This window comes from Collimonas sp. OK307 (assembly GCF_900113705.1).
Lineage (GTDB): Bacteria > Pseudomonadota > Gammaproteobacteria > Burkholderiales > Burkholderiaceae_D > Collimonas.
The window spans coordinates 108,401-123,141 of the sequence record NZ_FOQI01000005.1; the positions used below are offsets into that span (position 1 = coordinate 108,401).

General features: G+C 58.7%; 16 protein-coding genes. All 16 read left to right on the forward strand.

Features of this window, described 5'->3' with window-relative positions; translation table 11 throughout:
• Window positions 1-247 precede the first annotated feature (247 nt).
• The 16 genes from BM205_RS08875 to BM205_RS08950 all read left to right on the forward strand — a co-directional run bounded on the left by BM205_RS08875 (window position 248) and on the right by BM205_RS08950 (window position 14,693).
• On the forward strand, window positions 248-1,012 hold the full coding sequence (locus BM205_RS08875; protein WP_092414144.1) for an SDR family oxidoreductase: 765 nt from the start codon (window positions 248-250) through the stop codon (window positions 1,010-1,012).
• A 31-nt stretch (window positions 1,013-1,043) separates the two neighbouring features.
• Window positions 1,044-1,583 (forward strand): cupin domain-containing protein, encoded by a 540-nt coding sequence (locus BM205_RS08880; RefSeq protein WP_092414145.1) that lies wholly within the window; start codon window positions 1,044-1,046, stop codon window positions 1,581-1,583.
• Between the two features lie 13 nt (window positions 1,584-1,596).
• Window positions 1,597-2,475 (forward strand): alpha/beta fold hydrolase, encoded by an 879-nt coding sequence (locus BM205_RS08885; protein ID WP_254783812.1) that lies wholly within the window; start codon window positions 1,597-1,599, stop codon window positions 2,473-2,475.
• A 9-nt stretch (window positions 2,476-2,484) separates the two neighbouring features.
• Complete coding sequence (locus BM205_RS08890) at window positions 2,485-3,321, forward strand: IclR family transcriptional regulator (protein ID WP_092414147.1); 837 nt, start codon at window positions 2,485-2,487, stop codon at window positions 3,319-3,321.
• 5 nt (window positions 3,322-3,326) lie between these two features.
• Window positions 3,327-4,136 carry an SDR family oxidoreductase gene (locus tag BM205_RS08895; protein WP_092414148.1) on the forward strand — a complete coding sequence of 270 codons (810 nt, stop codon included), beginning with the start codon at window positions 3,327-3,329 and terminating at the stop codon, window positions 4,134-4,136.
• On the forward strand, window positions 4,129-5,829 hold the full coding sequence (locus BM205_RS08900; protein WP_092414149.1) for a thiamine pyrophosphate-binding protein: 1,701 nt from the start codon (window positions 4,129-4,131) through the stop codon (window positions 5,827-5,829). The genes BM205_RS08895 and BM205_RS08900 overlap by 8 nt, the downstream gene beginning before the upstream one ends.
• Before the next feature lie 10 nt (window positions 5,830-5,839).
• A complete protein-coding gene (locus BM205_RS08905) occupies window positions 5,840-6,646 on the forward strand; it encodes an aspartate dehydrogenase (RefSeq protein ID WP_092414150.1) in 807 nt (268 codons plus the stop codon).
• A 12-nt stretch (window positions 6,647-6,658) separates the two neighbouring features.
• Complete coding sequence (locus BM205_RS08910) at window positions 6,659-8,134, forward strand: aldehyde dehydrogenase (RefSeq protein ID WP_092414151.1); 1,476 nt, start codon at window positions 6,659-6,661, stop codon at window positions 8,132-8,134.
• 47 nt (window positions 8,135-8,181) lie between these two features.
• A complete protein-coding gene (locus BM205_RS08915; RefSeq protein WP_092414152.1) occupies window positions 8,182-9,147 on the forward strand; it encodes a VOC family protein in 966 nt (321 codons plus the stop codon).
• Between the two features lie 14 nt (window positions 9,148-9,161).
• Window positions 9,162-10,331, forward strand: coding sequence for an FAD-dependent monooxygenase (locus BM205_RS08920; protein WP_092414153.1), 1,170 nt, complete (start codon window positions 9,162-9,164; stop codon window positions 10,329-10,331).
• Window positions 10,332-10,334: 3 nt separating this feature from the next.
• Window positions 10,335-10,661: a hypothetical protein gene (locus tag BM205_RS08925; protein WP_092414154.1), complete on the forward strand. Its 327-nt coding sequence runs from the start codon at window positions 10,335-10,337 to the stop codon at window positions 10,659-10,661.
• Window positions 10,661-10,894 carry a recombinase-like helix-turn-helix domain-containing protein gene (locus BM205_RS08930; protein WP_092414155.1) on the forward strand — a complete coding sequence of 78 codons (234 nt, stop codon included), beginning with the start codon at window positions 10,661-10,663 and terminating at the stop codon, window positions 10,892-10,894. Before BM205_RS08925 ends, BM205_RS08930 begins: the two co-directional genes overlap by 1 nt.
• A gap of 28 nt (window positions 10,895-10,922) precedes the next feature.
• On the forward strand, window positions 10,923-11,960 hold the full coding sequence (locus BM205_RS08935) for an aromatic ring-hydroxylating oxygenase subunit alpha (protein ID WP_092414156.1): 1,038 nt from the start codon (window positions 10,923-10,925) through the stop codon (window positions 11,958-11,960).
• 5 nt (window positions 11,961-11,965) lie between these two features.
• Window positions 11,966-12,403, forward strand: coding sequence for a RidA family protein (locus BM205_RS08940; protein WP_092414157.1), 438 nt, complete (start codon window positions 11,966-11,968; stop codon window positions 12,401-12,403).
• 12 nt (window positions 12,404-12,415) lie between these two features.
• Window positions 12,416-13,366 (forward strand): PDR/VanB family oxidoreductase, encoded by a 951-nt coding sequence (locus BM205_RS08945; RefSeq protein WP_092414158.1) that lies wholly within the window; start codon window positions 12,416-12,418, stop codon window positions 13,364-13,366.
• A gap of 241 nt (window positions 13,367-13,607) precedes the next feature.
• Complete coding sequence (locus BM205_RS08950; RefSeq protein ID WP_175511216.1) at window positions 13,608-14,693, forward strand: porin; 1,086 nt, start codon at window positions 13,608-13,610, stop codon at window positions 14,691-14,693.
• Window positions 14,694-14,741 lie beyond the last annotated feature (48 nt).

The window sequence follows — 14,741 nt, forward strand, 5'->3', positions numbered from 1 at the left end:
GCTGTCGTAGCTGCGATCGGTTTCAGCGTTTCCATAGTTTTCAGTTATAAATCATCGGGTTACATAAGAAAAAAAATAAAAAGATCTATCTATCTGCGAGATATCTGCTATATTTCCGCTTAAGTAATCTCATATATGATCCATCAGTTCATATATGAAACAAATGAATCTTTGCCAGTCACAGCACTTATCAAGGCTTATTTAGCGTTAAGCGAATGCCGGCACGGTTCGATAACAAGAGACAAACATGACACAAAGCACGCAACTACTGGCAGGACGACGGATTTTGATTACCGGCGCAGCGCGCGGCCTCGGCCTGGCGTTCGTTACCGCTGTCGCCGAAGCAGGCGCTAGCGTAGCGATGGCTGACATTCTGCAAGACAGTTTGCAGCAAGCGGTCGCCGCGCTACAGCAGCGCGGCCTGAAAGTGGCCGGCTTCACGCTCGACCTGGCAGATCCGCAATCGGTTGAGTTGTGTGCAGAGCAGGCGATCAGCTGGCTGGGCGGCCTGGACGGCCTGGTTAACAACGCTGCCGTGACCAACTCCGGCGGCCGCAGTTCCGAACAACTGGATATAGCGATGTGGGATCAGGTCATGAGTGTCAACGTGCGCGGCACCTGGCTGATGACCAATGCCTGCCTGCCAGCGCTACGCCAGTCCGGCCGCGGCAGCATCGTCAACCTGTCTTCCGATACACCGCTGTGGGGCGCGCCGAATCTGTTGGCTTACGTCGCCAGCAAAAGCGCAGTGATTGGCATGACACGATCGCTGGCGCGTGAACTGGGCGCCGACAACATCACCGTCAACGCCGTGGCGCCTGGCTTGACGCTGGTGGAAGCCACTGAATACGTGCCGCAGGCACGCCATCAGATGTACCACGATCGCCGCGCGATACAGCGTGAACAGCTGCCGGAAGACGTCTGCGGCGCAGTGATTTTTGCACTATCCGACTTGTCCCGGTTCTTTACCGGACAAGTGATGGCCGTCAACGGCGGCTTTGTCATGAACTAACCGTCAACTGGACGAACGCAAGGAGAAAACGATGACAGATTTATCCGAACAACAGAACATCAAGCGCAGCTGGGATCAAGCCGAAGGCACCAGTTTCGACCAGTGGATGGATAGCCGCGTAGCGCGCTTTTCGAGCCGCAAATACGACTGGAATGCACTCAAGTTCCAGGCTGACTTCGATCCTAAATACAGCCGTGCCCAAATGCGTTACATCGGCACCGGTGGGACCGGCGTGGCAAATGACAGCAGCGTGATTCCATCCGAACACTTCACTTTCTCGACCATGATCATTCCGGCCGGCCACGAAGGTCCGCCGCATTTGCATGTCGACGTCGAGGAAGTGTTCTTCGTCCTGCGCGGCAAACTCAAGCTGGTGCTGGAAAAAGACGGTGAGCGCTACGAAACCATACTGACCGAGCGCGACGTGGTGTCGATTCCTCCCGGCGTGTATCGCGAAGAAATCAATATCGGCGAAGAAGATGCGCTGATGTGCGTGATGCTGGGTGCGAAAACGCCGATCACGCCGACTTATCCAGCCGATCATCCGCTGGCAAAAATCAAGCGTGGCTGATATGGCGATGACCATGCAGACCGCCGCTGAAGGACAGTTGGAAGACGCCCTCGATTTGCTCGAGAGCGCCTTCCCGGAACATAGCGTCGATGTCGGCGGCAGCATGGTTTCGTATCGCACTTGTGGCAGAGAATCCAGCAGCGAATCCGGCACCGGCCGTAGCGTAGTGCTTCTGCACGGTATCGGTTCGGGTGCGGCGTCGTGGCTGCAGTGTGCGTTGAAGCTACAGCAAGATACCCGGGTCATTGCCTGGAACGCGCCGGGCTATGGCAAATCATCGCCGTTGCCGATGACGCATCCAAGCGCGGCCGATTACGCATCGCGGCTGCAACAATTTTTGCAGACGCTCGGGCTGAAGAATTACGTGCTGGTGGGACATTCGTTGGGAGCGATGATGGCTTCGGCGCATGTGGCTGCAGTCCACGGTGGCGCGGCGCAGTTGCTGCTGATTAGTCCGGCGCAAGGTTATGGCAGCGACGACAAGCGCATGCGCGGACAAGAAATTGCGCAGCAACGCCTGGATGTCCTGGATAAGCTGGGAGTGGACGGCATGGCATTGAAAAGCCCTGAACGCATGCTGTCGGCGCAAGCCGGCGAGCCTGCCCGTGCCTGGGTACGCTGGAATACCCAAAAGCTGAATCCAGCCGGATATGCGCAGGCAGTGCACATGCTATGCGGCGACGATATTCAGCGATATGTGCCGGCAGGACTGTCGGCTGCGGTATATTGCGGCGCCGCTGACATCGTCACCACGCCACAGGATAGCCGGGCGCTGGCTGACAGTTTCAAGCTTCCTTTCCAGTTGATAGACGACGCCGGCCATGCCTGCTACGTCGAGCAGCCGGAAGCAGTAGCAGCGGTGATACGTCATCACCTTTATCAACTTTCTTAAGACAAGATCATGAATAAACCAGAGCTGCCAGAAGAAGAAATGCAAGAAAAATATCTCGTTCCGGGTTTGGAGCGGGGTTTGCGCCTGTTGTGCGAATTCAGCCGGCAGGACCAGAGCCTGTCGGCGCCCGAACTGGCGCGCCGCCTGAGCGTGCCGCGCTCGACGGTGTTTCGCCTGCTGACTACCCTGGAGCGCATGGGTTTTGTCGAACGCGCTGACGGTGGCCGCGATTATCGTCTCGGCATGGCAGTGCTGCGGCTGGGCTTCGAATACCTGGCATCGCTGGAGCTGACTGAAATCGGCCGCCCTTTGCTGGATCGTTTGCGCGATCAGATTTCCTATCCGTGCAACCTGGTAGTGCGCGACGGCCGTTCGATCGTATATGTCGCCAAATCGGTAACGCCGACCGCGTTCGTCAGCTCAGTCAACGTCGGTACCCGTTTGCCGGCGCATGCCACAGTGCTCGGCCGCGTCCTGTTGGAGGATTTGTCGCTGGCAGAGCTGCGCGAACTGTATCCGGAAGAACACCTGGAAAGCTTCTCCAGCAACACGCCGAAGACTGTCGTCGAGCTGTTCGACATGGTGCAGCACGATCGTGAGCGCGGTTACGTATTGCAGGAAGGTTTTTTTGAAACCGGTATCTCGACTATTGCAGCGCCGATCCGGGATCACTCCGGCAAGGTAGTGGCGGCGATGGGGGCGACGATTCCGTTGCCGCACATAGATCCTGCCCAGCTGGACGATATCGTGCGCTGCGTGCGCGATACCGCAACGGAACTGTCCGGCTTGCTTGACCATGCTCCTGAAAAATCGGGCAGCAAGGTCGTTAACATGTGGCGGGGGTAAGCGGCATGAGCATGATTCGACTCGACGGTAAAGTTGCTGTCGTCACCGGCGGCTCTTCCGGCATCGGCCTGGCCACGGTGGAACTGTTGCTGGAAGCTGGTGCGGCAGTGGCGCTGTGCGGCCGCAGCCAGGAGCGCCTGACGCAAGTCGAAGCCATGCTGCGCCTGCGCTTTCCGCAAGCAAAATTGTATTGCGCCGCGTGCGACGTGCTGTCGGAAGAGCAGGTGCAAGCGTTCGCCGTTGCAGTCGAGAAAAATCTCGGCCCGGCAGCGATGCTGATCAACAATGCAGGGCAGGGGCGGGTATCGACCTTTGCCGATACCGAAGACGCAGCCTGGATCGAGGAACTGCGCCTTAAATTCTTTTCCGTGATTTATCCGACCAGGGCCTTCCAGCCGCAGTTGCAGCGGATGAGCGCGGCCGATGGCCATGCCGCGATCGTCTGTGTCAATTCCTTGTTGGCGATACAGCCGGAACCGCACATGGTGGCCACCTCTGCCGCTCGCGCCGGCGTGCACAACCTGGTGCGCTCGCTGGCGACAGAATTCAGCCAGCTGGGCATCCGCGTCAACGGCATCCTGATCGGCCTGGTGGAGTCCGGGCAATGGCGCCGTCGCTATGAAGCGCGTGAAGAACGCGATTTGTCCTGGGAACAATGGACCCAGGCACTGGCCCGGAAAAAACATATTCAACTCGGTCGTCTCGGCCATCCACAGGAAGCCGCGCGCGCCATCGTATTTTTGGCGACACCGCTTTCTTCGTACACAACTGGCAGTCATATCGACGTTTCAGGAGGACTTTCCCGCCATGCCTAAGAAAATTCAAGTTACCGTCGGCTGCGCCATCGCAGCCTTTCTCGAACAATGCAATGTCAAGGCAGCATTCGGGGTCATTTCGATTCATAACATGCCGATCCTGGATGCCTTCGGCGAGCGCGGCAAGATCCGCTTTGTCATGTCGCGTGGCGAAGCTGGCGGCGCCAACATGGCCGACGCCTACGCTCGCACCACCGGTGGTCTCGGCGTCTGCCTGACCAGCACCGGCACCGCAGCCGGTAATGCTGCCGGAGCAATGGTAGAAGCGCTGACCGCAGGTACGCCGCTGCTGCATCTGACCGGCCAGATCGAGACGCCTTACCTGGACCAGAGCCTGTCTTACATCCACGAAGCGCCGGATCAGCTGACCATGCTCAAGGCAATCTCGAAAGCGGCGTTCCGCGTACGTAGCGTCGATACCGCGATCAGTACTATCAAGCTGGCGGTGCAAACTGCGCTGACGCCGCCGATGGGGCCGGTCAGCGTAGAGATTCCGATCGACATCCAGGCCGCGCTGATAACCATGCCATCCGACCTGAAACCGTTGCCGATTCCGGCCAACACGCCGTCGGACCATGCGCTGGACGAACTGGCCGCGCGCCTGGTCAAGGCCAAGCGTCCGATGCTGTGGGTTGGCGGCGGCGCGCGCCATGCCAGCAAGCAGGTCAAGCGTCTGTTGGATCTCGGCTTCGGCCTGGTCACCACCACGCAAGGTCGCGGCATCGTGCCGGAAGACGATCCACGTTCGCTGGGCGCATTCAACCTGCATAAGCCGGTCGAAAATTTCTACCAGACTTGCGATGCCGTGGTGGTAGTCGGTTCGCGGTTGCGCGGCAATGAGACATTGAAGTATGAGCTGAAGCTGCCGCAGGCATGCTATCGCATCGATGCCGATCCAGCTGCCGAAGGTCGCTGCTACAACAGCGATTATTTTGTCTGCGGAGATGCCGCACAGGCGCTTGATGGTCTGGCCGATCGGTTGCAGGCTCTGAAGTCGCTGCAAGTAGATCCGACTTTCATCGGCGATTTGCAGAAGGCGCGCGAAAGTGCGGTGCATGGCTTGGTCGACGGGCTCGGTCCATATAGCGCGTTGGTCGAACAATTGCAAAAAGCTGCAGGACGCAATTTCAACTGGGTGCGTGACGTGACCGTCTCCAACAGCACCTGGGGCAATCGCTATCTGCGTATTTTCGATCCGCTGGCCGGCGTGCACGCACTTGGCGGCGGCATTGGCCAAGGCCTGGCTATGGGTATCGGCGCTGCGGTCGGTGCAGCGGCGACTGCATCCGGGAAAAAGACTTTCTGCCTGGCCGGCGACGGCGGTTTCATCCTCAACCTGGGTGAACTGGCAACTGCGGTGCAGGAGCGTGCCGACATGGTCATCATCCTGATGAACGACAAGAGCTACGGCGTCATCAAGAATATCCAGGATGCGCAATACGGCGGCCGCCGTCATTACGTTGAGCTGCACACGCCCGACTATGCGCAATTGTCGCAGTCGCTGAACCTGCGCCATACCCGCATCAGCGACCTGGCTGACGTTGAGAACGGCCTGCGCATGGCTTTGGCCGAGCCGGGACCGTTCATGCTGGAAATCGACATGCTGTCTATCGGTAAATTCAAGACTGCCTTCGCCGGTCCCCCTGTGAATGAAGAAAAAGCGGCTGAAAAATCAGTCGCAACCGTAGCCTGAGGAGCCTGACATGCTGCACGTTTCAATGATTGGTTGTGGCGCCATCGGTCTGGGCGTGATGGAGTTGCTGAAGAGCGACCCGGAAGTCGCCTTCGATCTCGTGATCGTGCCACAGGCACATATGGAGGCGGCGCGTTCACTGGTGTTTTCGCTGGCGCCGCACGCCCGTGTCACCGACCACCTGGAAGAGCAGGGCCGGCGTCCGGACCTGCTGATCGAATGCGCCGGCCACAAAGCCATCGAGGAGCACATCATTCCTGCATTGATACGTGGCATTCCCTGCATGGTGGTATCGATCGGGGCCTTGTCTGAAAGAGGCCTGGTGGAGCGTCTGGAAGCGGCGGCGCGCGAGGGCAAGACCCAGGTGCAACTGCTGTCCGGTGCAATCGGCGCTATCGATGCCTTGTCGGCGGCCCGTGTCGGCGGTCTCGATTCGGTGGTGTACACCGGGCGCAAGCCGCCCGGCGCATGGAAGGACACGCCGGCAGACGGTCTGTTCGATCTTGATAGCTTGAAAACCGCGACGGTGATTTTCGAAGGCACGGCACGTGAAGCAGCGCGCCTGTATCCAAAGAACGCCAACGTCGCCGCCACGCTGTCGCTGGCAGGACTGGGCCTGGACCACACGCATGTGCGTCTGCTGGCTGACCCTGATGTTACCGAAAACGTGCATCACGTGGAAGCCAAGGGCGCCTTCGGCGGTTTCGAGTTGACCATGCGTGGCAAGCCGTTGGCCGCCAATCCTAAAACTTCGGCCCTGACCGTATTCAGCGTCGTGCGCGCACTCGGCAACCGCGCCCACGCTTTATCTATCTGAGTGAAGAGTGAAATGAATCCAAACGAGACACTACCGATCTGCATCGCCGGCAACTGGCGCCTGGGGCAAGGCGATCGCTATGCGAGCCTGTATCCCGCCACCGGCGAACCGGTTGCGTGGCTCAACGCCGCCAGCATCGCCGATGTGGAAGAAGCCATAAGCGGCGCCGACCATGCATTCCGCACCAGCGGCTGGGCGCAGCGCAAACCGCATGAGCGCGCCGCGGTGTTGTACCGCGTGGCCCAGCTGATACGCGAGCGCTCGGAGTATCTGGCGCAACGCCAGCGCCTGGACAACGGCAAGCCGATCTCGGAAACGCGCGCGCTGGTGGCCAGCGCCGCCGGCACTTTCCAGTTTTTTGCTGCTGCCTGCGAAACCATGGAAGACACCATCACACCGATGCGCGGCGACAACCTGACCATGAGCGTGTATGAAGCGATGGGTGTGGTTGCGGCTATCACGCCATGGAATTCGCCAATCGCCAGCGAAGCGCAAAAGATGGCGCCGGCGCTGGCCGCCGGTAACGCAGTAGTGGTCAAGCCGGCCGAAGTCACGCCGCTGATGGCGTTGGAACTGGCGAAGATCTGCGATGAAGCCGGCGTGCCAAAGGGATTGATCAGCGTGTTGCCGGGCAAGGGTTCTGTGATCGGCGACGCCATCACCGTGCATCCGCTGGTGCGACGGGTATCGTTCACCGGCGGCACCACCACCGGCAAACATATTGCCCACATCGCCGCCGACAAGATGATGCCGGTATCTCTCGAGCTGGGTGGAAAATCACCGACCATGGTATTCGAGGATGCCGACCTGGATCATGCGGTAGCTGGCGTGCTGTATGGAATTTTCAGTTCATCGGGAGAGTCTTGTATCGCCGGTTCCCGCTTGTTCGTGGCACGCGGCATTTACGAAACGTTCATCGAACGTCTGGCGGCAGGCGCAGCGGCGTTGCGCGTCGGCGATCCGGCCGACGAGCGCACCCAACTGGGACCGCTGATTACCCCGCGCCATCGCGATTCGATCGAATCGTATGTGGCGATGGGCGTGGCCGACGGCGGGCAGATTCGCACCGGCGGCACACGTCCGGACGGAGAGTTGTTCGAACGCGGAAATTATTACCTGCCGACCATCATCGAAGGCCTGACTAACGACCAACGCATCTGCCAGGAAGAAATTTTCGGACCGGTGCTGGTGGCGATGCCTTTCGATAACGAAGAAGACCTGATCGCGCAAGCCAACGACAGCATCTACGCCCTGGCAGCAGGAATCTGGACCCGCGACTACAAGAAAGCCTGGCGCTTCGGACGCGCGGTACAGGCCGGCAATGTCTGGATCAACACCTACAAGCAATTGTCGATTTCGACGCCGTTTGGCGGCTGGCGCGATAGCGGTCTCGGGCGCGAAAAAGGCCGTTTGGGAATTTTGCAGTACATGGAGCAAAAGAGCATGTACTGGGGCTTGAATGAAGAGCCGTTGCCGTGGGCAGGCTGAAAAAAGGTAACTGAGAAGTAACTGAGAGTAGTGCGAGGAGACGCAGAATGGATGTATTAGGCATAGACGAAATCACCTACGGCGCAGACGATCTGCCGTTATGCAAGCGATTTTTTTCCGACTGGGGCATGACGCTGGTACAGGACAGTGAGCAAGTCCTGGTATTTGAAACCCAAAACGGTTGCCGCGTGGTGGTCAAGCACAGCGATGCTGAGGATTTGCCGCCGGCGATCGAAGCCGGGCCGACCTTGCGTGAAGTGGTGTGGGGTGTGTCGGCGCCAGAGGTGCTGGAACGCTTTGCGACGCGGATTGCAGATTTTCCCGGTTATGTGAACCAGGGAACGCGCATCGGCTGCACTGACCCGAATGGTCTGGCGGTGCGTTTTCAGGTAACGCAAAAGCGTGACATAGAAGTCGAGTGCGCAGAGATGAATACCTGGTCGCACAAACATCGCATCAACCAGCGCAGCCCTGCCTATGAGCGCGCGGCGCCGATCGAAGTTGGTCACGTCGTGTTTTTCGTCAAGGACGTGCAAGCCTGTGAAAGTTTTTATTGCGACAACTTCGGTTTCGTGCCATCCGATCACTATCCGGGCCGTGGCGCGTTCCTGCGCTGCGCCGCCGACGGCGGTCATCACGATATTTTCCTGTTGCAACCGCCGGAGGCGCGCTCGGGTTTGAACCATGTGGCATTTACGGTGCGCGATATTCACGAAGTGTTCGGTGGCGGCATGCATATGTCGCGCCAGGGCTGGGATACGCAACTCGGACCCGGACGTCATCCGATTTCGTCGGCTTATTTCTGGTATTTCCGCAACCCGGCCGGTGGCCTGATCGAATACTACGCAGATGAAGATCAGCTCAATGAAAAATGGGAGCCGCGCGACTTCGAACCCGGTCCGACCATGTTTGCCGAATGGGCGATAGATGGCGGCATCGACGGCAATACCCGGCGCCAGAAAAATGCCGAAGGTCCAGGCGGTAAATTCCTGACCGACCGCTCGAAATCCTGATACGAGGTAGCCATATGTCCGCATTAAAAATAGGTATTCTCGGCGCTGGCATCGGCGGCCTGACCGCAGCGATTGCATTGCATCGCGCTGGCCACGATGTAGTCGTGTACGAACAATCGAAACAATTCCTGCGCGTCGGCGCCGATATCAATCTGACGCCGAATGCAGTGCGCGCGCTGGATGGCCTGGGCATCGGCGAGGCAGTGCGCCACACCGCGGCGCGGCCGACCCACAGGATCAGCCGCAGCTGGGATAGCGGTGAAGAGACATCGCGACTGGAAATGGGCGACACCGCAGAAAAGAAATACGGTGCACCGCAATTAACCATTCATCGCGCCGATCTGCTGGCGGTGCTGGCTGAAATATTTCCGGCTGAACGGGTCAGGTTCGCCAAGCGTGCCGAGGCGATTACGCAAGACGGATCAGGCATCACTCTCAAGTTCACCGACGGCAGCACCGACCGGGTCGATGTGCTGATCGGCGGCGATGGCATCCACTCGGCAGTACGGACAGCCATGTTCGGCGCCGAAAGCCCGCGCTTTACCGGCGTCGTCGCGTTCCGTGCGGTGATCCCTGCTGCCAGCGTTGCCGCCGTGCCGAACCTGCAGGCATTCACCAAATGGTGGGGGCCTAATCCGGAAAGCCAGATCGTCACTTTCCCGCTGAACCGCGGCAAGGATATTTTCATATTCGCGACAACGGCACAAGAAAGCTGGCATCTGGAATCCTGGACTACACCCGGCAGCGTGCAGGAATTGCGCGACAGCTATGCCGAATTCCACGGCGATGCACGCGCGCTGCTGGATGCCTGTGATGAAGTATTGAAGACCGCATTGTATGAGCGCGATCCGCTGCCGTGCTGGTCCAAAGGCAATATGACCCTGCTCGGCGACGCCAGTCATCCGATGATGCCGTTCATGGCGCAAGGCGCCGGCATGGCGATCGAGGATGCGGTGGTTCTGGCACGCTGCCTGGCGCAAGTGAAAACACTGGATGCTATCGCCGCTGCGCTGCAGGGCTACGAGCGGTTGCGTCTGGAGCGGACCAGCAAGATACAACTCGGGTCACGCGGCAATAACTGGTTGCGCGACGGCGGCAATGCCGATTGGGTCTACGGCTACGATGCCTGGGCGGTGCCGCTGGATGCCGGACAAGAAATGAAACAGGAAGCGGGAGCGGTATAGATCATGGCAGATAAACCGGAAACGATGCTGCTGACCGTGCTGCTCAAGCACGATCAAACCATGAACCTGGACCAGATCCAGGCGCATCTGAAAAAAGCCGACTGGTGGGAGCGTTTCCCGGTCGAAGGTTCGCGCGTGGTGTCTTGGACGGTGGCGATGGGGCTGGGGCAGATAGTGACCCTGGAACTGCCGCCGGCGCTGCTGCCATTGGTGAATGTCGAACTCGAACGCAGCGCCTGGGGCGCTTATCGCACCGAATGTTATCCCACTTACGATTTTGTACCTGTGCGTGAGCGTATCCGCGAACGCGTAAAAAATGGAGGCCAGTAATGAACGACACAAGACAGGATGTCTATCTGAATCCGCACCAGGCGCGCCGGCGCCAGCCAACCCAGTTCGAAGATCTGCTGGGCGACTCGATCGAACGCGCCTATGCGGCAGGCATCCACGATTTGCCGGCGCTGGTGGCGCATCTGAACCGTACCGGCCCGGGCTGCCCGCATAACGACGGGATCTGGACCGAAACCTTGTATCAAGAAGAAATCGCAAGACTGGCGGCGTAGGCCGACCTAGTTATTCAGGAGAAGAGTGATGAGAACGACAGCCAATGATCCAGTTGAAGCGGTGCTCGCCGCCGGGTTGAAAGATTTGTGGTACCCGATTTGCCCGTCTGATTTTGTAGCTGAACGCCCGGTATCCCTGCGCCGCCTGGGACGAAAATTCGTCATCTGGCGCGAAACCTCCGGCAAGTTGCACGCGCTGGAAGACCATTGCCCGCATCGCGGTGCGCCGTTGTCCATGGGTATTGCGCTGGGCGATCGCATCGCCTGCGGCTACCACGGCGTGCAGGTGCGCTTCGATGGCGTTGTCACCAGCGTACCCGGCAGCCCCGGCTGCAAGCTGGAAGGCGCGAAAGCGACACGCTCCTTCCACGTGCAGGAAGCCTGTGGCGCAATCTTCCTGTACAACTCCAGCGTCGATGTCGACCAGCCGCCGCCGTTGCAATTGCCGGAAGAGTTGACTAGCGACGAATACTCCAATTTCCTGTGCTACACGGAATGGAAGGGCGGCTATCGCTACGTACTCGACAATGTGATGGATCCGATGCACGGCACTTTCCTGCACAAGCAGTCGCATTCGATGGCGGAAGGCGACAACACGGCAACCTTCCGCGTGCGCGAAACCGATATCGGCTTTGTATTCGAAAAAGAAGGCCAGACCGGCGTCAATTTCGACTGGACCGAATGGGCCGATACCGACCTGCACTGGATGCGCCTGGCGATTCCTTATCCGAAAACCGGCGGCCCCGGCGGCAGCTTCGTCATCGTCGGCAGCTATACCCCGATCAGCGACAACGTTGCTGCAGTATTCCACTGGCGTTGCCGCAAGCTGAGCGGCTGGCAGCGCGATACCTGGCGCTTCCTCTATCGCAATCGGTTGGAAGCCCGCCATTGGGCGGTGCTGGAGCAGGACCGCGTGGTGCTGGAAGTGATGGAGCCTGACGCCAATCAACATGAAATGTTGTATCAGCACGATATGGGCATCGTCCGTCTGCGCCGCCATATGCGCAACCTGGCCAAGGAGCAACTGGCCAGGGAAGAAGCGGCAACCCAGGTCAAGGCGGCGTGAGCAGCATGACTGCCACGTCTGCCACGTCTGCCATGGTTGCCGTGCGCCGGGTGATGTGCGACGCGGTAGCCGAGCCGGCCACCGCGACCTGGTCCAACTGCCTGGTGCTCGGCAATGAGATCGTGTTATCCGGCATGACCGCGTATCCTGCCGCGCGCGATGCTGCCCTCGATACCTATGCGCAAACGCTGGTAGTGCTGGGCAAGATCCGCGATCTGGTGGAAGCCGCCGGCGGTACGCTCGGCAGCATCTACAAGCTGGTGATTTATGTGAAGGATATCGGCGACAAGGATGAAGTGGGACGCGCACGCCGCGCCTTCTTCCAGACGCCGTATCCATGTTCGACGCTGGTGGAAGTTAGTGGCTTGGTGTTTCCTGAATTGACGGTCGAGATCGACGCTTGCGCGCGGCTCGACGTCGATCTGCAGCAAGCCGTCGTTTAGTGTGAGGTTTTTATGAGTAATTCTCTGATTTCGGTGCGGGTCCAGGCCATGCGCTTTGAGGCAAAAGGCATTCTTAGCGTGGAACTGGTGGCGTTGGACGATGCAACCTTGCCGCCTTTCGAAGCCGGTTCGCACATCGATCTGCATCTGGCTAACGGCATCGTACGCAGCTATTCATTACTGAACTCGCCGACGGAGCGCCATCGCTACGTGGTCGGCGTGCTGAACGACCGCAACAGCCGCGGTGGTTCGCGTTATGTACATGAACAGTTGCGGGTCGGTTCCAGCTTGACGATTTCGGTACCGCGCAATAATTTTCCGCTGGCTGAATCGGCTAAGCATTCGGTACTGATTGCCGGTGGCATCGGCATCACGCCGATTTCTTGCATGTTGAATCATTTGCGTAGCCAGGACAAATCGGCCGAGTTGCTGTATTGCGCCCGGTCGCGCACAGAGGCCGCGTTCAGCGCGACGCTGTTGCAGCAAGCAGGCGTCAGCGGACACTTCGACGATGAGCAGGGCGCACCGCCCGATCTGCGTGCCTACCTGGCCAGCAAGCCGAAAGACGCGCATTTCTACTGCTGCGGTCCGACGCCTATGCTCAATGCCTTTGAAGCGATTTGCGCTGAACTGGGTTTGCCTAACGTGCATATCGAGCGCTTCGCCGCCGCCGAAAATGTCACTGCGGTGCAGAGCGACGAATATGTAGCGGAGCTGGCGCGCAGTAAAAAAATTATTCTGGTACCGGCCGGGAAATCGCTGCTGGACGCCTTGCTGGATGCAGGCCTGGATGTAGAGCATAGCTGCCGCGAAGGCGTTTGCGGTTCTTGCGAAACCAAGGTGCTGGAAGGCGAGCCGGAGCATCGCGACGGTGTACTCAGCAAGAGCGAAAGAGCGTCGAACAAGATGATGATGGTCTGTGTCTCAGGCTGTAAAGGTAAGCGCCTGGTGTTAGACCTGTAAGGCCGGATCTGTAAAGAACAAGTAAAGACACGGGCAATACCCGCGATTATCCCGGGTATTTTTTTGAGTCTTATGAAATTTGTGGAACGTTGATTCGTATATAAAACAAATAAATTTCGATCAACGAGCCGCAGGCGGCAATTTAAAGCCGTCAAACCAAACACATCTCGTAAGCGCGGGGCATATGAGGACGGTGGACACGGCCTAGGCCGTGGTTATTCGATGGAGGGGGAGACAACTCATGAAGAAAATATTGATTGCCATAGCGGCGACCGGTTTGAGCGCAGGCGCGTTTGCACAAAGCAACGTGACGATCTACGGCAGCCTGGATGCCGGCGTTGCATACGTCAATAACCTGGGCGGCAAGTCCGTTGTGCGCCTGGATCAAGGGACAATGCAGCCGGATCGCATCGGCTTTCGCGGCAGCGAGGACCTGGGCGGCAATCTGAAAGCTAATTTTCAACTGGAAAGCGGCTTCTACACGGATACCGGAGCGCAGCCGTCGGCCGGAAAATTATTCAATCGGATGAGTACGGTCGGGCTATCCGGCGATTTTGGCGCCGTGACCATGGGTCACATGCCGGACATCGTGTTCGATTACGCCGGCAAATTCAGTAACGGATATCAGCTCACCAACTGGTATTTATTCCATCCCGGGAATCTGGACAGCCTGGCTAACACTTTTCAGTTCGACAATGCCGTGCGCTATACCACACCAGCATTCTCTGGCCTGCAATTGAGCGGGATGGCTGGCTTCGGAGAGGTGGCTGGCGACAATAGCAAAGGCCGCAACCTGAGCGCCGGCGCCAACTATGCCAATGGTCCGTTACGTGCAGTACTTGCGTATTCGAAATTGAACGACAGGCCGGCGGGTTATGCCGGTGCCTTCCTGGGTAGCTTGAACCTGGGTAGCGCAGCCACCGTATTCAACAGCCTGACCACGGTCGCGGCAGGGCTTGGGTACACGGTCGGCGATGTGCGTCTTAACGGCCTGTACACGCAGACCAAAATAGCATTGCCGACGGCGATGTCGCCGAAGCAGAAGAACGTCGATCTGGGAGCCGCCTGGCATTACGCGACGGCAGATACGTTGAACTTCGGCTACAGCTTGTCCAAGCTGGAAGGCGCGCGCTGGAACACGGTCAGCCTGAGCAATGTGCATGCCTTGTCCAAGCGCACCGAGTTGTATGTGCAAGCAGCTTATCAGCGTGCCGGCGGCGATGCAAAATACGCGGTGATGAATGGCACCGGCGTCAACGGCGGCACAGGTGTTTCAGGAGGCTCCAGCCAGTTGGTCACCACTGTCGGCATGCATCACTCGTTCTAAGAACAAGGGCTCTCATCGCGGGTTTGTTTCTTTGCGTTTTACGACTCC